The sequence below is a fragment of the Actinoplanes philippinensis genome (genome assembly GCF_900113015.1).
GTDB classification, from domain to species: domain Bacteria; phylum Actinomycetota; class Actinomycetes; order Mycobacteriales; family Micromonosporaceae; genus Actinoplanes; species Actinoplanes philippinensis.
In genome coordinates, this window is sequence record NZ_FONV01000028.1 from 1 (window position 1) to 18,487 (window position 18,487).

20 protein-coding genes are annotated in these 18,487 nt (G+C 71.4%); 9 read left to right on the forward strand and 11 right to left on the reverse strand.

The window, feature by feature from the left end; translation table 11 throughout:
- Both BM290_RS43545 and BM290_RS43550 read left to right on the forward strand, forming a co-directional pair.
- A partial coding sequence (locus tag BM290_RS43545; protein ID WP_177320141.1) for a cellulose binding domain-containing protein occupies positions 1-691 on the forward strand: 691 nt, incomplete at its 5' end.
- A gap of 40 nt (positions 692-731) precedes the next feature.
- The gene (locus BM290_RS43550; RefSeq protein WP_093621880.1) at positions 732-3,107 is read left to right on the forward strand and encodes a ricin-type beta-trefoil lectin domain protein; all 2,376 of its coding nucleotides are present in this window, start codon (positions 732-734) and stop codon (positions 3,105-3,107) included.
- An 87-nt stretch (positions 3,108-3,194) separates the two neighbouring features.
- Here BM290_RS43550 and BM290_RS43555 read toward each other — a convergent pair whose 3' ends face one another.
- From BM290_RS43555 to BM290_RS43585, 7 genes are all read right to left on the reverse strand, one after another.
- Positions 3,195-3,947, reverse strand: a complete 753-nt coding sequence (locus BM290_RS43555; RefSeq protein ID WP_093621881.1) for a FadR/GntR family transcriptional regulator — start codon at positions 3,945-3,947, stop codon at positions 3,195-3,197.
- Positions 3,948-3,998: 51 nt separating this feature from the next.
- The gene (locus BM290_RS43560) at positions 3,999-4,508 is read right to left on the reverse strand and encodes a GNAT family N-acetyltransferase (RefSeq protein WP_093621882.1); all 510 of its coding nucleotides are present in this window, start codon (positions 4,506-4,508) and stop codon (positions 3,999-4,001) included.
- 148 nt (positions 4,509-4,656) lie between these two features.
- Positions 4,657-6,900, reverse strand: a complete 2,244-nt coding sequence (locus tag BM290_RS43565; RefSeq protein ID WP_093621883.1) for an FtsX-like permease family protein — start codon at positions 6,898-6,900, stop codon at positions 4,657-4,659.
- The gene (locus BM290_RS43570) at positions 6,897-7,574 is read right to left on the reverse strand and encodes an ABC transporter ATP-binding protein (protein ID WP_373871040.1); all 678 of its coding nucleotides are present in this window, start codon (positions 7,572-7,574) and stop codon (positions 6,897-6,899) included. The genes BM290_RS43565 and BM290_RS43570 overlap by 4 nt, the downstream gene beginning before the upstream one ends.
- Positions 7,571-8,095: a PadR family transcriptional regulator gene (locus BM290_RS43575; protein ID WP_093621884.1), complete on the reverse strand. Its 525-nt coding sequence runs from the start codon at positions 8,093-8,095 to the stop codon at positions 7,571-7,573. The genes BM290_RS43570 and BM290_RS43575 overlap by 4 nt, the downstream gene beginning before the upstream one ends.
- 167 nt (positions 8,096-8,262) lie before the next feature.
- Positions 8,263-9,360: a GTPase gene (locus BM290_RS43580; RefSeq protein WP_093621885.1), complete on the reverse strand. Its 1,098-nt coding sequence runs from the start codon at positions 9,358-9,360 to the stop codon at positions 8,263-8,265.
- Positions 9,348-10,445: a GTPase gene (locus tag BM290_RS43585; protein WP_093621886.1), complete on the reverse strand. Its 1,098-nt coding sequence runs from the start codon at positions 10,443-10,445 to the stop codon at positions 9,348-9,350. The genes BM290_RS43580 and BM290_RS43585 overlap by 13 nt, the downstream gene beginning before the upstream one ends.
- A 212-nt stretch (positions 10,446-10,657) precedes the next feature.
- Here BM290_RS43585 and BM290_RS43590 point away from each other — a divergent pair, with 212 nt between their 5' ends.
- Together BM290_RS43590 and BM290_RS43595 are read left to right on the forward strand one after the other, a co-directional pair.
- Entirely contained in the window at positions 10,658-11,440 is a 783-nt protein-coding gene (locus BM290_RS43590) for a hypothetical protein (RefSeq protein WP_093621887.1), read from the forward strand.
- Positions 11,441-11,511: 71 nt separating this feature from the next.
- Positions 11,512-12,585, forward strand: a complete 1,074-nt coding sequence (locus BM290_RS43595) for an alkene reductase (RefSeq protein ID WP_093621888.1) — start codon at positions 11,512-11,514, stop codon at positions 12,583-12,585.
- On the opposite strand, the gene BM290_RS43600 is transcribed toward BM290_RS43595, so the two are convergent.
- Positions 12,554-13,102, reverse strand: a complete 549-nt coding sequence (locus tag BM290_RS43600; protein WP_203779196.1) for an SDR family NAD(P)-dependent oxidoreductase — start codon at positions 13,100-13,102, stop codon at positions 12,554-12,556. The two genes, BM290_RS43595 and BM290_RS43600, sit on opposite strands and share 32 nt — an antisense overlap.
- A gap of 55 nt (positions 13,103-13,157) precedes the next feature.
- On the opposite strand from BM290_RS43600, the gene BM290_RS43605 reads away from it, so the two are divergent.
- From BM290_RS43605 to BM290_RS43620, 4 genes are all read left to right on the forward strand, one after another.
- Entirely contained in the window at positions 13,158-13,421 is a 264-nt protein-coding gene (locus tag BM290_RS43605; RefSeq protein WP_239143433.1) for a MarR family winged helix-turn-helix transcriptional regulator, read from the forward strand.
- Between the two features lie 62 nt (positions 13,422-13,483).
- Positions 13,484-14,119 carry a TetR/AcrR family transcriptional regulator gene (locus BM290_RS43610; RefSeq protein WP_239143432.1) on the forward strand — a complete coding sequence of 212 codons (636 nt, stop codon included), beginning with the start codon at positions 13,484-13,486 and terminating at the stop codon, positions 14,117-14,119.
- Between the two features lie 13 nt (positions 14,120-14,132).
- The gene (locus tag BM290_RS43615) at positions 14,133-14,522 is read left to right on the forward strand and encodes a TIGR03618 family F420-dependent PPOX class oxidoreductase (protein ID WP_093621892.1); all 390 of its coding nucleotides are present in this window, start codon (positions 14,133-14,135) and stop codon (positions 14,520-14,522) included.
- A 15-nt stretch (positions 14,523-14,537) separates the two neighbouring features.
- Positions 14,538-14,933: a winged helix-turn-helix transcriptional regulator gene (locus tag BM290_RS43620; protein WP_093621893.1), complete on the forward strand. Its 396-nt coding sequence runs from the start codon at positions 14,538-14,540 to the stop codon at positions 14,931-14,933.
- On the opposite strand, the gene BM290_RS43625 is transcribed toward BM290_RS43620, so the two are convergent.
- Both BM290_RS43625 and BM290_RS43630 read right to left on the reverse strand, forming a co-directional pair.
- Positions 14,930-15,337 (reverse strand): RidA family protein, encoded by a 408-nt coding sequence (locus tag BM290_RS43625; RefSeq protein WP_093621894.1) that lies wholly within the window; start codon positions 15,335-15,337, stop codon positions 14,930-14,932. The genes BM290_RS43620 and BM290_RS43625 overlap by 4 nt on opposite strands.
- 112 nt (positions 15,338-15,449) lie before the next feature.
- The gene (locus BM290_RS43630; RefSeq protein ID WP_093621895.1) at positions 15,450-16,298 is read right to left on the reverse strand and encodes a LysR family transcriptional regulator; all 849 of its coding nucleotides are present in this window, start codon (positions 16,296-16,298) and stop codon (positions 15,450-15,452) included.
- Positions 16,299-16,405: 107 nt separating this feature from the next.
- Between BM290_RS43630 and BM290_RS43635 the strand changes: the two genes are divergently transcribed.
- A complete protein-coding gene (locus BM290_RS43635) occupies positions 16,406-17,137 on the forward strand; it encodes an SDR family oxidoreductase (RefSeq protein WP_093621896.1) in 732 nt (243 codons plus the stop codon).
- A 16-nt stretch (positions 17,138-17,153) separates the two neighbouring features.
- On the opposite strand, the gene BM290_RS43640 is transcribed toward BM290_RS43635, so the two are convergent.
- Positions 17,154-18,485 (reverse strand): DUF4303 domain-containing protein, encoded by a 1,332-nt coding sequence (locus BM290_RS43640; RefSeq protein ID WP_093621937.1) that lies wholly within the window; start codon positions 18,483-18,485, stop codon positions 17,154-17,156.
- Between the last annotated feature and the right edge of the window lie 2 nt (positions 18,486-18,487).

Consider the following 18,487-nt stretch of genomic DNA (forward strand, 5'->3'; position numbering starts at 1 on the left):
GACCCACTTCACCGGCGGCAGCTCCCTGCCCGGCAACTTCCAGACCACCCTGTCCAGCTTCGCCGCGCTCGGCGTCGACGTCGCCCTCACCGAGGCCGACGTCACCAACGCGTCCGCCAGTCAGTACGCCGGTCTCACCCAGGCCTGCATGAACGTGCCGCGCTGCATCGGCATCACCACGTGGGGCATCCGCGACAGCGACTCCTGGCGCGGCAGCGAGAACCCGCTGCTGTTCGACCGCAACAGCAACCCCAAGGCGGCGTACGGCTCCGTGCTCAACGCCCTCAACGCCGCTTCCACGAACGTCCCCGGCACACAGCCGAGCTCGCCCGGCCCGCAGCCGAGCTCCCCGGGCCCGGTGCCGTCCAGCTCGTCCCCGGGCCCGTCGACGCCGTGCACCGCGACATACCGCACCACCAGCACGTGGGGCGGCGGCTTCCAGGCCGAGGTCACCGTGGCCAACAACGGATCGGCCGCCCTCAACGGCTGGACCGTGAACCTGACCCTGGCCGGCGGGCAGAGCCTGGTCAACGTCTGGAACGCGGTCAACAGCGGCACCGGTGGCGCGGTCGGCTTCCGCAACGCCGCCTACAACGGCTCGATCGGTGCGAACGCCTCGACCACCTTCGGTTTCGTGGCCAACGGCAGCAGCGGCACCGCGCCCGCCGTCGTCTCCTGCACCAGTCCCTGACCAGCCCCGCGCCATCCTGTCACGGAAGGAAGGGACCCCGGTGTCCGTACCATCGGCTCCGCTCGTCAAGAGATGGATCGCTGCCGCCGCAGCGGCCCTGACCACCGCCTCGGCCGGCGTGGTGATCGGCGCCACGCCCGCGCTGGCGGCCGGCGCCACCCTCTACGCCGCGCCCTCGGGCACCGGGACCGCCTGCACCGCCGCCCAGCCCTGCTCGCTGAGCGCCGCCCAGGCGGCGGTGCGGTCACTGATCCCCGCGATGGACGGCGACCTCGTCGTACAGCTGGCCGACGGGATCTACCGGCAGTCGGCGCCGCTGCGGCTGACCGCCGCCGACTCCGGCGCCAACGGGCACCGGGTGGTCTGGCAGGCGGCGCCCTCGGCCCGCCCGGTGATCAGCGGCGCCCGGGCGGTCACCGGCTGGTCGCTGGCCGACAGCGGCCGCAACATCTGGCGGGCCGGCGTGGGCGCCGGGATCGACAGCCGGCAGCTCTACGTCGACGGCGCGGTCGCCACCCGGGCCCGCACCCAGGTCAACCGAGCCGACTTCACCGCGGACAGCACCGGGCTGCGGTTCACCAACGGGGCGCTGTCCTACCTCAACAACCTGGCCGGGCAGAGCCGGATCCAGCTGGAGAGCGTGGGCTCCTTCACCGACCGGTACGTGTCGGTGCAGCGCATCAGCGGCAACCAGATCACCATGCAGCAGCCCGGATGGGGCAACAACAACTTCGGGTACGACACGTTCGCCCGGCCGCACCGGGCCGGGCCGCTCTACCTCACCAACGCCTACGAGTTCCTCGACTCACCGGGGGAGTGGTACCTCGATCCGTCGGCCGGGGTCCTGTCGTACATCCCGCTCGCCGGGCAGAACATGGCGAGCGCCGCCGTCGAGCTGCCCAAGCTGCCGTCGCTGCTGCAGGTCGGCGGCACCTACGACGCCCCGGCACACCACATCACCTTCAGCGGCCTCACCTTCACCGGCACCAGCTGGCTCGGCCCGAGCAGCAATCAGGGGTACGCCGACCAGCAGACCGGTGCGTACATCACCGGCGACTGGAGCCGGCCCGCCTTCGACTCCTGCCACCAGGGTTGCCCGCAGTTCGAGGCCACCCGGCCGAACTGGCAGCAGTCGCCGGCCGCCGTGCAGGTCTCCGCCGCCGGTGAGATCACCTTCACCGACTCCCGGTTCGTCAACCTCGGGCAGACGGCGATCGGCATCGGCAACGACGCCAACGCCCACGGCAGCGGTGTCGGGCTGGGCGCGAACACCGTCACGGTGACCCGCTCGGAGATCGCCCGCAACGTCGCCGGTGGCATCGTCGTCGGCGGGGTCCGGGCCGACGCCCACCACCCGGGCGACTCCCGCATGGTCAACCGCAACATCACGATCAGCGACAACCGGGTGCACGACCTCGGCCTGGAGCACCGCGGCATCGTGTCGGTGCTGGCCACCTACGTCACCAACGCCGTCGTGTCGCACAACGAGGTGTACAACCTGCCCTACACCGGCATGTCCATCGGCTACGGCTGGGGCTCCAACGACGCCGGCGGCAGCAACCACTACGCCGACCGGGGGCTGTACAACTACCAGCCGCGCTACTCCACGGCCACCACCGCGTCCGGCAACCAGCTCATCGGCAACTACGTGCACGACGTCATGCAGCAGATGACCGACGGCGGATGCATCTACACCCTGTCGGCCAACCCGGGCGCGCTGATCAACGACAACCACTGCCTGCGCAGCAGCGGGTTCGGGCTCTACTTCGACGAGGGATCCCGGTATTACACCGCCCGTGCCAACGTGTTCTCGTCCACCGGCACCTGGGCCACGGCCAACTACTGGTACGCCGAGAACATGGGCAACTTCACCGTCACCGGGAACTGGTCGACAAACGGCAGCACCAACGTCACGAACGGCGACCGCGGCAATGTCGTGTCGGGCAACGTGACGGTGGCCAACGGCGCCTGGCCCGCCGGCGCTCAGGCCGTGATGGCGGCGGCCGGTCCCCGGCCCACCGGCGCGGACCAGGCGACCCGGCTGGTCGGGGTGCAGTCCGGCCGGTGCGTCGAGGTCACCGCCGCCACCAACGGCACCCCGGCGCAACTGGGCGACTGCGGCAGCGGCGTCAATCAGCGCTGGACCCACACCAGCGGCCGGCAGCTGCGGCTCAGCAGCGGCAAGTGCCTGGACGCCTCCGGCCAGGGCACGGCCAACGGCACCGCGGTGATCGTCTGGGACTGCGGCACACAGGCCAACCAGCAGTGGAACCTCAACGCCGACGGCACCGTGACCGGCGTCCAGTCGGGACTGTGCCTCGACGCCGTCGGCAACGGCACCACCGCCGGCACCAGGATCAACCTGTGGACCTGCCACGGCGGCGCGAACCAGCGATGGACCAGATCCGCCACGTGACGAGGACGACCGCCTCCGGGCGGCGGGTGGGGTAGAGGGCCGGGCGTTCAGACGGGGAACGCCCGGCCCTCGCCATGCGTGACGCCGCTAACCGTCCGTGTCCGGCCGGGGCGGCTCGAACCGCCGCTGCTGCCAGGAGCCGATGATGTGCTCACGCATCGCCCGCTCCGCCGCGAGCACGTCCTGGCGGGCGATCGCGTCGACGACCACGGCGTGCTGGTCGAGGGTGGAGTCGAAGGCGCCCTCGTACAACATGCCGTGGTACCGGTTGCTCTCCAGCGCCCGCCGGTACAGCCGCTTCGTGATGTTCTCCGCCAGCCGGTTGCGCGACAGCTCCATCACCGTGAGATGGAAGACGACATCGGCCTGGCGGAACGAGTCGCTCTCGTGCAGCATCTCGCGCATCACCTGCAAGGCGTGCTCGATGCGGGTCAGCTCCTCCGCGGTACGGCGAGCGGCGACCACCCCGGCCATCGCGCCCTCCAGGTTGCCCCGCACCACGGTCAGCTCGTCCAGCACACCCAGGGACTCGTCGTTGTCGATCAGCGCGGACAGCACGACCGGGTCGAGCATGTTCCACGACCCGGACTGGGCCACCTGCGTGCCCCGGCCCTGGCTGATGATCACCAGGCCCTTCTCCTCGAGCCGCTTGGCCGACTCGCGGATGACGGTGCGGCTGACCCCGAAATGCTCGCTGAGCGGTCCCTCGGGCGGCAGCAGCGTCCCCTCGGCCAGCTCCCCGGTGACGATCAGCTCGACCAGCTCGGTCACGACGGCGACGCTCAACCGCTCGGCACGGCGTCGGGGAGGCATGCTGAACGCATCGGGATAGGCCGTCATAGTCGGTGACCTTACTCAGTGATCCACGGCGGGCCGTGGATCACCGAGGCGTCAGGGGGTGGCCAGGTAGTAGTTCACGGCGGGGAGCCCGGTGAAGCCGGCCGCCTCGTAGAGGGCACGGGCGGGCGCGTGGCCGGGATCGCCACCGGTTCCGACGTGGACGAGGTCGTTGCCGGCGGCGCGGAGCCGCTCGACGGCGAACGCCATCAGGGCCCGGCCGTGACCACGACGCTGATGCTCCGGGTGCACGGCGATCATCTCGATGATTCCCAGTGACTGCTCCCGGTCCTGCCGGAGAACGACGAAGCCCACCGGCACATCGTCGGCGGTGACCAGGACGAACGGTTCGGCATCGCCGGCGAGACAGTGCTCGCGGACGCTGTCCGCCTGCGCGGTCCGCCAGTCCGGCCGGTACAGCAGGCCGAAGATCGCGGACCCGAGGACGTTCTCGAACGATACGAAGACGGGCTCCCACGCCTGCAGGGACAGCTCGACGAGGGCCGCCAGGTCGGCGGGCGCCAGCGGCCGGATCCGGCGGGTGGGATGGGTTTTTCCGGACATGCGAATGCTCCGTTCCACGACGATGAGGACGAGGAAAGCGGCGGAGCGGGATGGTGCCGGGCGCTCGCCGCTCAGCGGCGGCGAGTCCGCCCGGCGGCCGGGCAGCAGCAGACGAAGGTCATGGGCGCCACGCTAACCCAACACCGGTCTATTCAAAACGGAGATCCTCGGTACGGGTGACCCGCCGCACCGCCGGCAGCAGGACCACCATCGTGGTGACCAGCACCAGCCCGGCGCCGGCCACGACCGGAGTCAGGACCGTCGCGGCCGTGAAGGTGACCGGCAGCTGGGACAGCCGCATCAGCAGCGCCCCGATCCCGGCCCCCGCGCCGACGGCCAGCACGAGCCCGGCCCCGACCGGCACCACCACCTGCAGCAGCACCGACCAGACGACGGTGCCGTTGCGGGCGCCGACCGCGGCCAGCACGCCCAGGATCCGGCGTCGCTCGTGCAGCCGGGACGCCACGTCGAGCAGCAGGCCGGCCGTCATCAGCAGCAGCACCAGCACCGACCCGATGTCCAGCGCGACCCGCAGCGGCTCGAACGGGTCCGTCTCCGAGGCCGATCCGGCGAACAGCGCGAGCGGGTCGATCTCGGCGGCCACCGCCCGGACCTGCCCGGCCACCTCGGCCGGTCGTGCGGTGGTGAACACCCGGGTCTCGACGAAACTCGGTTCGACGCGGGCCAGCTGGGCCGGCATGGTGGTCAGCAGCACGCTGGGTCCCGGGCCGCCGATCGTGTCGTCGATGATCGTGGCGCGCCCGGCGTGGGCCGGGACGGCGACCTTGGGCCCGGCGACCGGATCGGTGGCGCCGACGTCCACGATCATCGGCTTGTCCGTCGGCTGGGTGGTGAAGGCGGCGCCGGGCTTGCATCCCTGCAGGACGGCGATCTGGCTCAGGGACCGGCAGTCGCCGACGATCAGATTGCGGCGGCCGAGTCCCTCGCCGAACAACAGGTACTGGGCCACCGTTCCGGCCCGCACGCCGTCCACCCGCTCGAACATCTCGGTGCGCTCGCGCATGGCGGCCGGGCTCTGCGCACCCCGGGCCTGCAGCAGGAAGGCCAACTCGTCCGGAGAGTGCGGCCCGCCGGCGGCGACCGCGAACACCGACTGCAGGGCGATCGCCCCGGCCACCGCGACGACGATGCCACCGACCGCCCGGGTGGAACTCGCCGGGTTACGGCGCAACTGCTGGGAGGCGAGCTGCCAGGACACGGTGTCGGCGGGCAGCAGCCGGGCCACCAGCGGCACCAGGTACGGCAGGAGCGGGATCACGGTCGCGATCAGCAGGATCACGCCCAGCCCGATCCGCCCCTCGCCGACGTCCGTGCGGCCCTGCAACACCGGATACAGCAGGGGCAGGCTCGCGGCCAGCGGGACGAGCCGCCACCACAGCCGGCCCCGCCACACCTCGGCCTCACGCAGCACCCCGAGCGGCTCGACGGTCACACCGCGGAAGCCGAGCAGGGTGACCCCGGCCGCCAGCGCCACGATCAGCGCCACCGCGAGGACGGCCAGAAGCGGCGCCGGGCGTACGTCGCCGGGGTACACGCTGATGTCGAGGAAGTGGAAACGGGCGGCTTGGTGGCGTACCCCCAGATATGCCGCCGTGCCCAGAAGCAGGCCGAGACCGGCCGGGACCAGGCTCTCGCCGACCGCCATCCGCAGGATGGCCCGGCTGTCCGCGCCGATCAGCCGGATCGCGGCCAGCCGCCGGTCGCGGGTGTCGCCGCCGAAGCGCAGCGCGGCCGCGATGAAGAGCGCCACCGGCGTGAGCAGGGTGGCCACCAGGACCACGATGATCACGTACGTGCCCACGCCGCCGTCCGGGTCGTCCTCGGGGAACCCGAACCGGTCGACCCGCCACGAACTCACCTCCACCAGCGACGTCACCCGCTCGTATCCGGCGTAGTAGGCGAACTCCTGCGGACCGGACAGCCCGGCCGGGGCGATCGTGCCGGCCACCTCGTACGGGATCTGCCGTCGCAGCGTCGCCCCGTCCGGCCCGGCCAGCGCCGCCTGGAGCGCCGGAGACGCGTACATCCGATGCTCGCCCGGAAAGGCCGTCACCCCCGGCGGCAGGGGCGCGTCCGGCGTCTCCGGCCAGATCAGCCGGCCACGGATCTGATTGTCGCGCCACTGGCCGTCCACACCGGCCACGATCGTGGTCCGCCCGGCCGGGATCTGCTCACCCGCCACGAAGTCGGATCGCGCCTCGGCGCGGGCGTGCCGGGCGTCCAGCATGACCGGCACCGACGCGGCCAGCAGCAGCCCGGTCGCGCCGACCGCCACACCCACCGTCGCCAGCGCGGTGCGGACCCCGCCGCGCCGCCCGCCGGCGAACGCCAGCCGCATGCCGAGGGCCAGCTCGGCGAGGATCCGCCTCACCGGGCGCCCGCCCGGCTCGCGCTGCGGCCGTCACGGACCACGACACCCCGATCGGCGTACGCGGCCACGCGCGCGTCATGAGTGACGAGCACGACCGCGGCGCCGGACTCCCGCGCCGCATCGGTGAGCATGTCCATCACCTGCTCCCCGGTGACCGAGTCGAGCGCACCGGTCGGCTCGTCGGCGAAGATCACCTTCGGCCCGGTGACCAGGGCCCGGGCCACGGCGATGCGCTGCTGCTGCCCGCCGGAGAGCTGACCCGGCCGCGACCGCGCCCGGTCGGCCAGGCCGAGCCGGTCCATCAGGCCGGCCGCCCGCCGCTCCGCCGTCCGGCGCGGCACCCCGTCGAGCCGCAGCGGCAGCGCCACATTCTGCAGGGCGGTCAGCTCCGGCACCAGCTGCCCGAACTGGAACACGAACCCGAACTCGCGGCGCCGCACCGCGCTGAGCCGGACGTCACCGAGCTCGGCCAGGGCCTGACCGGCGTAGATCACCCTCCCCGCGTCCGGCCGGATCAGCCCGGCGGCACAGTGCAGCAGGGTGGACTTGCCCGACCCGGACGGCCCCATCACCGACACGACCTCCCCGGCGTGCACCGCCAGGTCGGCGCCGGCCAGCGCGACCGTCGGCCCGTAGGTCTTGTGCAGTTGCTCGGCCATCAGCAGCGCGGTCACCGGCGAACCTGCTCGGCGAGCTGGTCGAGAACGGTCGCGGTGTGTTCCAGCCAGCGCAGATCCGCCTCCAGGTGGAACAGCGCGTGGTCGCAGACGAGCCGGTCGGCCAGGTCGCCGCCACGCTTGCGGCGGGTCAGCTCCCGCATCATCACCAGGTGCTCCTCCCGCTGCACGTCCAGGACGGCGGCGGGGGAGCGCCCGGTGAGCAGCGCGCCGATCACCTTGGCGTAGAGGCTGCTCTTCAGGTACTGATCGGGTTTCTCGGGCTCGTCGAGCCACCGCTGCACGTCGGTCACACCGGCGTCGGTGATCGTGTAACGCTTCCGGTCGGGCCCGTGCTCGCTGTCGGCGCCGTCCACCGTCACCAGGCCGTTCTTGAGCAGTTTGGCCAGCGTCGTGTAGACCTGCGCGTAGTGCAGCGGCCGATCGCTGCCGAAATGCTGGTCGTAGGCGCGCTTCAGGTCGTACCCATGCTGCGGCTGCCCTTCGAGCAGAGCCAGAAACGCCGTCGCGATCGTCATGGCGCGCCACTATACACATGGCTGCATAGTCGCCGGGCGGTCACCGATGCCGCCAACACGGCGTGAGCGCCTCGTGGGCGGTCTCCAGACGTCGCACTCCGGGAGAGCGTCGCGGAACGCCGTGTCGCCGAGGTCTGTTCGCCGGGCTCGGGGAGGTCCTTCCTCCTCTATCGCTCTGCGGTGAGGGCCGACCCGAGGTGCTCGATCGAGAGGGCCTTCGTCAGGGTCCAGCTGATCTGTGCCGGTGTCAGCTCCTCGCCGGCCATGCGTCGTCGTGCGATGTCCGCGCATCGGTCGAGCATGCGTTCACCCAGCCGCCGGGTGGCCTCCTCGGCCGCTCGGGCACGCTGGGACGGCAGCAGCCGTACGAGAACGACCCAGGGCTGGGCGAGGTAGTCCCAGGCGAACTGCAACCTGGCGGCGACCTCCACCACGACGAGCGTGACCACCGCCGGATCCAGGTCGACGTTCATGACCGCCATGAGGCGTGCCACCATGGCGGCCTGGACGTGGCGCAGCTCGTCGTCGATGGCGATGTGCGGCCGCAGAGCGACGGCCCGGGCCATGCGGACCGCCCGGTCAATCACCTCGTGCCCCTCGGCCGTCCGCAGCTCCGACGAGACCCGCTGATAGGCGGCCAGGGTTCGCCGGGCCGCTTCGGGCAGCTCACGCGAGATCGCCGCGGCCAGCTCGGCCACGCCCCACGCCGGCAGCACCATCGAACCGATCGTCCGTGGCTCGGCCAGGACCGGGAAGGCCCGGCCCTCCGCCACCGGCAGGTCCAGGCCGTCCAGATGTGCGGCGAGGGCGCTCACCGCTGGATCGTCAGCGGCCGGGCATTGCGTGAGCACGAGGAATACCGGCACCTCCGCCGCGAGCCGGCCGACCAGATCGATCTCGAACTGCTCGAAGCGCCCGTCCCACGAGCGTACGCAGAACAGTACGAAGTGCAGGCGGTCCCGCTGCTCGCCGCGCTGCAGCTCCCGGATGTGCCTGGCGATCTCGTCGAGGACGTCAGCTGCCGACCGGCCCAGCTCGATGCCGGGCGTGTCGTAGAGCACGAGGGGCACGCCCGGCAAGCCGTGGCGGGTGATGTGCCCGGTGACCGGTCCACCGACGCCGACCTCGGCGACTTCGCGCCCGAAGATGGCGTTGACCAGGGTGCTCTTGCCCACGCCGGATTTGCCGACCAGCATCATGGTGAGGGTCGTGCTGTCGTCCAGGGCGGCCGACAGCGCGCGCTGGAGGTCGCTCAGTTCGTCCACAGGCGCCGGAACTCCTCGATGATCGCGTCGGTGGCGTCGTCCGCGGTGATGTCCTCGCCGTCGATCTGCCGTTGACACACGCGGGTGCACGCTTCGACGTACACGCGGCCCATCTTTTTGGTGATCTCGGCTGCCATACCCGCGTTGATCACGCTGCCGATGCCGGGGAAGAGTTTGAGGAACTGCCGAGCCACCTGGCGTGCGACGGCCGCGACCCCCATGATCCCGGCCATGGCCAGCACGATCGCCTTGATGTTGACCTTGAGGCCCATGACCGTCGTGATGCGCGCCAGCATCGTGAACTGGAGAGCGCTCAGCGGAATGGCGTCGAGCACCGGGATCGGAACGGTGGCGATGGCGGCTGCGGCTGCCGCGGCCACCCGGACCTGGCTCTCCGCCTCGGCCACCTTGACGGCGAGGGAGACCCGCTGATGGCGTGCGAGAGTCTGCGCGGCCGCCTCCGGCAGCGACCGGTAGATGGCCGTGACGAGTTCGGGAAGGCCGAATCCCTCGAACGTGACACCCCCGATCGTGCGACTCTTCGCGAGGGTAAGGAAGACGCGGCCGTCCCGGATGTTCAGGCCCAGCCCGTTGACGAATTCCGCCAGCGCCAGAGTGTCCTCGTCGTCGGCGGCCAGGCACTGGGTGAACACCACGAACACCGGCACCTCCTCGGCCAGCTGTTCGATGACCTCCTTCTCGTACGCCTCGAACCGGCGGTCCGTGGACCGTACGCAATAGAGGGCGAAATGGATCCGCTGCCCGGGATCACCGGCGTTCTTGCGGATCTCGGCGATGTAATCGGCGATGACCTGCTGGTGATCCCGCCCCAATTCGATGCCCGGCGTGTCGTAGACGGCGACCGGCGAGCCCGGCCGGGTGTGCCGTTTGATGATCGTGGTCACCGAGGCGCCGACGCCGGTTTCCGCGAGGTCTTCACCGAAGATGCCGTTGAGCAGCGTGCTTTTACCGGTGCCCAGCTTTCCGGCCATGATCAGGTTGAGATGGGCGGCGCCGCCGAGAATCCGCCGCACCTCCCGGACGAACACGTCCTCCGGGTCGAACTCGCCGTCAGTCAGCTCCATCGCAGCCACCGTGATCTCCCTGCTCGCGTTTGCGGTACTCGACGCAGGCGGACTACGGCCGGTGGCCTACATCGGACGTACGTTGATCGGACGGTAAAGAAAGGACGATCGACCGATGTCGACGCTGAACCGCCGTTCGTTGCCGCCCGTAGAAGGTGGACGGAAAGGAAAGGAGGCCGATCGTGAGGCGACGACGCAAAATCGATTCACGAATGGTGATCGGCCTGCTCGCCATCGCCGGCCTCGGTGTCGGCCTGCTGCTCGACGACGTCGGATTCCTCGCCGACCGGCCCCTGACCGGCAACGTCGTGGCCGGCATCCTCGGTGCCCCGGCGACGGTCCTGCTCGCCGTTCTGGTCTTCGAACGCCTCAGCGCGGCCCAGCGTGCCGACGCCTGGCTCACCGAGCGCGGTGAGCTGCTGCGCCGGGTGGTGACCCCGCAGATCGACGCCCTGCTCACCACCCTCGGCGTGACCTGGCCGCTGGAGGCCACCGGGGACTTCGACGACGACCTGGCCGTCGTGGTCGAGCAGTATGCGAAGGTGCCCCAGGGCGGCGATCCGGTCGGCGAGGACCTGCTGGCCCGTACCAGGCGGGTCGCCGAACTCGCCCAGCGCGCCGACCCCGACGGCAGCCGTGGGCCGGTCGAGGCCACGATCAAGACCCTGGACCTGTTGATCCACCAGGACAGCGCGCCCGAGCACGCGGAAGCGGCGACCGACCTGCGGACGATCGCGAACGCGTACGCCGAGCAGGTCACGGCATCGGGTTACGCTGCCCGCCGGTTCACCGGCCAGATCGCGGCGGTCGCCTTCCGGTCCTGGACGTGGGAGGCCGAGGAGCACCGGCTGGTGTTCCGCACCGAGACCAGCGAGTGGAACGTCAGCGCTGCCGGCCTCAGTCACGACGGGTTCCTCTACCGCCAGCAGCTGGAGCAGGCGCGCCGCCTGGCCGCCGCCGCCCGCCGGGTGAGGTCCCTGCTCGACGCCGCTTGAGCGAGGCGGCGGTGTGATCTGCGCGGCAACTCTTGCCTCTGACGTCAGCGTCAGGTTTTAGCGTCGACGGCATGACTGATTTGTTCAGCGGTTTCCGCCTCGGAGACCTGAGCCTGCCCAACCGGATCGTGATGGCGCCGATGACCCGCGTCCGGGCGGCGGCCGGCGGGCTGGCCACCGCCTCGATGGCCGCCTACTACGCGCAGCGGGCGAGCGCCGGCCTGATCATCAGCGAGGGCGTGCAGCCGAGCCTGATCGGGCAGTCCAACCCGGGCACGCCGGGCCTGCACGACGACGCGCAGGTGGCCTCCTGGCGGCCGGTGACCGGCGCGGTGCACACCAACGGCGGGCGGATCTTCGCGCAGCTGATGCACGGCGGACGGGTGTCGCATCCGGACACGACCGGGCACCGGCCGGTGGGCCCGTCCGCGGTCGCGGCGGTCGGGGAGGTGTTCACGCCGACCGGGCCGCAGCCGGCGCCGGTGCCGCGGGAGCTGCCCCTCGAGGAGATCGGCCAGCATGCCGAGGCGTACGCGTCCGCCGGCCGCCGTGCCCTGGCCGCCGGTTTCGACGGGGTCGAACTGCACGGCGCCAACGGCTATCTGATCTCGCAGTTCCTGAGTTCCAACGCCAACCTGCGCACGGACCGCTACGGCGGATCGATCGCCAACCGGATCCGGTTCGCGGTCGAGGCGGTCGAGGCCACCGTGCAGGCGGTCGGCGCCCGGCGGACCGGGATCCGGCTCTCCCCGGGCGCCGGTTTCTGGGGAGTCGAGGAGAGCGGCGTGCCTGGGCTGTACACCGCTCTGCTCGGCGAGCTGGCCGGGCTGGAGATCGCGTACGTCCATCTGGAGGCGACCGCGGACCGGGACGTGCTGATCGCCCTGCGCCGGGCCTGGCCCGGTGTCCTGATCATGAACCCGAGTCTGCCGATGGGGCCGAAGCAAGCCGGTCTCACCGAGGCGCGGGAATGGCTGGGACTGGGCGCCGAGCTGATCAGTTTCGGGCGTGCGTTCGTGGCGAACCCGGACCTGGTGGAGCGCCTGCGGATCGGCGCCTCGCTGGCGCCGGTCGACGAGGCGACGTTCTACCAGGGCGGGGACGCGGGGTACCTCACGTATCCGCCGTACCGGCACGCGGCCTGAGGTCGCGAGCCTCGTGCAGGCCGAGCTTGCGGTTGATGCCGGCGGTCAGCCCGGTGACGGTGCGGCGTGGCAGGAAGCGTGAGACGACAGTGGAGAGGTGGTTGGTCAGTCTTCCCGGGTACGAGACGGGGCGCCGCCGTGCGTAGTCGTCGAGGATGTCGGCGGCGACCCGTTCCGGGGCGTCGATCAGCGGCTTGTGCATGACGGCCGTGCTGTCGTCGAAGAAGGACGTGTCCGTGCCGCCGGGGTGGGCGGCCATGACGTGCACCCCGGTGCCGCGCAGCTCCTCGGCGAGCGCTTCGGTGAAGGACAGGACGTAGGCCTTGGTGGCGGCGTAGCCGGCCTGGTACGGCATGGGCTGGAAAGCGGCGGTGGAGCCGACGTTGACGATGCCGCCGGAGCCGCGGGCGACCATGGAGCGGCCCAGGTGGTAGGTGAGGGTCGTCAGTGCCGTGACGTTGACGTCGATGGAGCGGTGATGCCGTTCGAGTGAGCCGTCCGCGGCGCATCGCCTCACCCCCGCCACCGCCCACGCGCTGTGGCTGGTCGACCCGGAGCAGTCGCCGCCGTCGATGAAGTGGCTGGCCGAGCGCCTCTATTGCAACGCCTCGAACCTGACCTTCGTCACCAACCAGCTCATCGACCGGGGTCTGGCCGAGCGGAGGGTCGATCCGGCCGACCGCCGCTCGCGGGTGCTGCACCTGACCGAGCGGGGGCGCGGGGTCCGGGCCGAGATCATCACGGCCACCCTCGACCGCACACCCCTGGGCGCCCTCGGCGCCGCGGAGGTCGCCCAGCTGCGGGAGCTGCTGGAGAAGGCGCTGAGGCACTCCTAGACCACGAAACGGAATGTCCCTTCCACTTGGAAGATCCATTCCGTTTGTGTACGGTCGGAGCCGTGACCGACACCGGCCCGCCGTTGCGCCGCGACGCCCAACGCAACCGTCAGCTGCTGCTGCGTACGGCGTACGAGCTGATGGCGACCGCCGGGCTGGACGTCTCCTACGAGGACATCGCGCGCGCCGCCGGCACCGGCATGGGCACCGTCTACCGTCGTTTCCCGGACCGGCGAGACCTGCTCGACGCCCTGTTCAGCGAGCACATCGACACCGTGATCGACCTGGCCGAGCAGGCCTCCCGGCACGACGACGCGTGGGCCGGCCTCACCTGGTTCCTCGAGCGGCAACTCGAGATCGAGTCGCGCAGCCGGGGCCTCGGCGAGTTGCTGCGCGGCCGTAATCAGGCCACCGCGCTGGTGCGGCGGGCCCACGAGCGGATGACCCCGCTGGTGGCCGGCCTCATCGACCGGGCGGTCCGCTCGGGACAGCTGCCGGCCGGTGTGACCCCGGCCGACTTCGTCACGGTGCACGTGATGGTCGGCAGCGTCATGGACGCCTCCCGCGACTTCGCCCCGCAGCTGTGGCGTCGCGCGCTCACCGTGGCCCTGGCCGGCCTCCGGCACGCCGACCTCACCGGCCGGCCGCCGGACGCCACGGTCATCGACCGCCTGTACAACAACAACCACCAGAGATGAGGACGAGTTCACCATGGCTCTGCCCGGCGACCTGCTCGACGTACTCAACGGCAAGGCGATCTGCTTCGTCACCACCCTCATGCCCGACGGATCACCGCAGATCTCGCAGACCTGGGCCGGCACCGACGGCGAGCACGTGCTCATCAACACCGTCGACACCCACCAGAAGACCCGCAACATCGCCCGCGACCCGCGGGTGGCCATCGGCATCACCGACCCGGCCGCGCCGTCACGCTCCTGGGCCCTGCGTGGCAGCGTCGTGTCCGCCACCACGGTCGGCGCCCGCGAGCACATCGACGAGCTGTCCCAGAAGTACATCGGCCGGCCGTATCCGGGCTTCGGCGGCGGCGATCAGCAGCGCGTCCTGCTCACCGTCAAGGTCGACCGGGTCCACCAGCCCTGAGAAGGAGGATGCCCCATGGGGACCCGCAAGGAGATCGGTCAGCTCCCGCCGGAGGCCGACCTGGCCCGGGCCGACTCACTGGCCCGGGAGATCTTCTCGGACGTGGCAAACAAGTGGGCGTTTCTGATCATCGAGTTCCTCGGTCAGGGCACGATGCGCTTCAGCGAGCTGCGCAACGAGATCGGCGGCATCAGCCACAAGATGCTCGCCCAGAACCTGCGGATGCTGGAACGCAACGGGCTGGTGGAGCGCACGATCCACGCCACCGTCCCGCCGCGGGTCGACTACACGCTCACCGACGCCGGCGACGACCTGCGCCGGGTGGTCGACGGCATGTGCGGCTGGACGCAACGCCACCTGCGTCACATCGAGGCGTCCCGCAACGGTTTCCGGGAGCCGCCGGCCGATTAGTCCAGGACGGCGACGGCCTCCACCTCGACCAGGTGCTCCGGCACGTCCAGGGCCACGATGCCGAACAGCGACGCCGGCGCGGCCGGGGTGACGCCGAGCTTCGCCGCGGCCCGGCTGATCCCGTCCAGCACGAGCGGCATCCGGTCGGGCTGCCAGTCGACGACGTGCATGGTCAGCTTCACCACGTCGGCGAAGGTCGCGCCGACACCGGCCAGGGCGGTGCCCACGTTGAGATAACACTGCTCGACCTGTGCGGCGAGGTCACCGTGGCCGACCGTCGTGCCGTCGGCGTCCCAGGCCACCTGCCCGGCGACGTGGATGAGCTTCGCACCGGTCGCCACCGACACCTGCCGGTAGATCGGGATCTCCGGCAGCCCGCTCGGGTTGACCAGGGTTACCGCCATGACGTTCTCCTCAATGCTCTCTCGGTTACCGCCGAAACCGTAAGAGACCTGGGCTGAGCAGGGGAAGAACGCACTTTTCGGTGACCCGGTCACCGAAAGGTGACCGTCGAGGTCAGAGCTGCAGCGCCGTCCGGACGAGTTCGGCGACGGCCCGGGATCGGCTGTGCGGCGGCCAGGCGATCACCGTGGTGACCGGCGCCGCGTCCACCACGGGCACGGCGACCACGTCGTCGCGCAGCTGGGACCGGCACGAGTCGGGCGCGACCATCATGGTCCGGCCGAGCGAGACCAGCTGCAGCAGCTGGGTGTGACTCTGCACCTCGGGCCCCGGGCCGGGCAGGTAGCCGCCGTCGGGTTCGGGCCAGCGCGGCAGCGGCAGATCCGGCACGTCGGTCACCTCCCGCGAGGTCAGGTGCGTACGCGTGGTGAGCGGATGCCCCGCCGGAAGGATCGCCACCTGGCCCTCGGTGTGCAGCTCCTCGACGTCGAAGCCGGCCGTGTCGTCGAACGGCTGGTGCAGGATCGCCACGTCCGCATGCCCCGTGCGCAGCAGCCGGGTCTGTTGCCCCGGGCCACAGAGGGTCACCTCGACATGGATCGAACCCGGCTGGAGGGAGTACGCATGAAGCAGTTTCGCCAGCAACTCGGTCGACGCGCCCGCCTTGGTGGTCAGGACCAGGCTCGGCCGGCCCGCGGCGGCACGGGCCGCCCGCCGGGTGCGCTGCTCGGCGGCCTCCACCGCGTCCAGCACCAGCCGTGCCTCGTGCAGCAGCACCACGCCGGCCTCGGTCAGCGTCACCGACCGGCTGGTGCGCTGCAGCAACGCGGCGCCCATGCGGCGTTCCAGCTGACTGATCGCGCGGGACAGCGGCGGCTGTGCCATGCCCAGACGTTGCGCCGCCCGGCCGAAATGCAGCTCCTCGGCGACGGCGACGAAGTACCGCAGCTCCCGTGTCTCCACAGCGTCGAGCGTACTCAGAAAAGACCACCCATCGATACCTTCCAGGTATCGCCGCCGACCCAGGCGGTCTTGGACCCGCCGCCCGGTGCGGCCGCAGGATCGATGGCATGAGCGAAACGAAGATCGCCCTGGTGACCGGGGCGAACAAGGGCATCGGGTACGAGATCGCGGCGGGCCTGGGAGCGCTCGGCTACCGCGTCGGGATCGGGGCACGTGACGACAAGCGGCGCGACGACGCGGTGGCCCGGCTGCGCGACACCGGCGTCGACGCCTTCGGAGTCCCGCTGGACGTCACCGACGACCACAGCGCCGCCGCGGCCGCCGAACTGATCGCCGACCGGGCCGGACGCCTGGACGCCCTGGTCAACAACGCGGCCATCACCGGTGGACACCCGCAGCAGCCCAGCCTCGTCGACCCGGCCGTCATCCGTACCGTGGTGGAGACCAACGTCATCGGCGTCATCCGCGTCACCAACGCGATGCTGCCGCTGCTGCGCCGCTCACCGTCACCGCGGATCGTCAACATGTCCAGCAGCGTCGGCTCGCTGGCCCGCCAGTCCGGGCCCGGCAGCGGCACCACCACCGGGCCGGTCGCGGTGGCCTACGCGCCGTCGAAGACGTTCCTCAACGCGGTCACCCTGCAGTACGTGCGCGAACTCGCCGACACGAACATCCTGGTCAACTGTGCCTGCCCGGGATACGTCGCCACCGACCTCAACGGGTTCCGCGGCATCCGTACCCCGCAGGAGGGCGCCGCGACCGCCATCCGCCTGGCCAGCCTCCCGGACGGCGGCCCCACCGGCGGCTTCTTCGAGGACGCCGGCGTCGTTCCCTGGTAACGGCGGCCGGCGCTGATCACGGTGACGTCGCGTCGAGCAGCCAGGCCGCGGCGGCCCGGCGCACCGTGGGGTCGGGGTCCCGGGCGGCCGCACGGGCGACGTCGAGGTGGGGTGTCGCGAGTTCGCCCCAGAACGACAGGCCGACCACTGCCAGGCGTCGCACCACGGCGTCCGGGTCGTCGAGGGCGAGCCGGGCGAGAAGGGGCAGCACGCGCCGGCCGACGGCGCGGCCCAGGCGCGGTTCGCCGAGGGCGTTGACGGCATGGCGGCGTACGACCGGATGCGCCGACCCGGTGCCGCGGACGGCTTCGTCGACCTCGCCGGCACGGATCTCGCACGTGCCGGTCAGCTCGGCGGCCAGGCCGTCGGTGAGATGCGGGTGCTCCCGCAGCACCCGGGTCAGCGATGTGTAGTCCAGTGGTGGTGGCGTCGCCGTCTCGTCCCGGAAGCTGCCGTACGGTGCGGCCGTCGCGGTCACGACGACATCGGTGGGCAGCGTGGCGGCGAGCACCGTGTCGAGCCGGCCCAGCCGGGACAGGGCCGCGGCCACCCACGACCGGTCCGGGCCGGAGGTACGGGCGAGCGCGGCGGTGAGTGCCGTGATCACGTCGTCGTCGGAGCGCCCGATGCCGGCGAGGATCTTCGCGGCCCGCCACGCCGTGCCGGGCACCTCCAGCAGCGGTATCAGGGCCGGGATCGCCGCCGGGCCGAGATCGCGTAGTGCTCGGTCGGCTGCCTCGCCGGTGATCGGGCCGTCAACGGTGTTCAGCAGCCCGGCGAGGTGGGCGGCCCGGCCGGCCGGGGACAGGGCGGCGAGGGCGCCCCAGGCCGCGGCCTGTTCATCGAGCTCGGGGAAGTGTTGCCGGACCTCCGGCGCGGCGAGAAGGCGGGGGATCACCGTCTCGTGGAGCTCGGGGTCGATGATCACCACGAGCAGGTCGCGGCCCAGTTCGCGTCGTGCCCGCCGGCACACCGTGACCAGCGCGGTGACGTACCGCCGGAACGCCGCCTCCCATTGCGCGGGTGTGCCCCGGCAGGCGTGGGCGGTCAGATCGTGCTCCCACCGCCGCCAGTCGTCGCCGGGCAGCCAGTCGATGATGTCGTGCTCCCAGTCGGCTGGGCTCCACCGCAGGTCGTCACGGTCGTCGGCCGGGGTGCGTTCGATCGCCGCGACGGTGTTGGCGGCCAGCAGCGGGAGCCGGATCGGGCCGTCCGACTCCCGATACAGCAGCCACAGCGCGGCGGCGTAGAACCGCTCGCCGGGGTGCTCGGCGAGCACCGACGTGACCGCCCGGACCAGCGCCGTGGTCAGGTCACGCTCCAGCGTCGCCCAGTCGAATCCCGCCACCG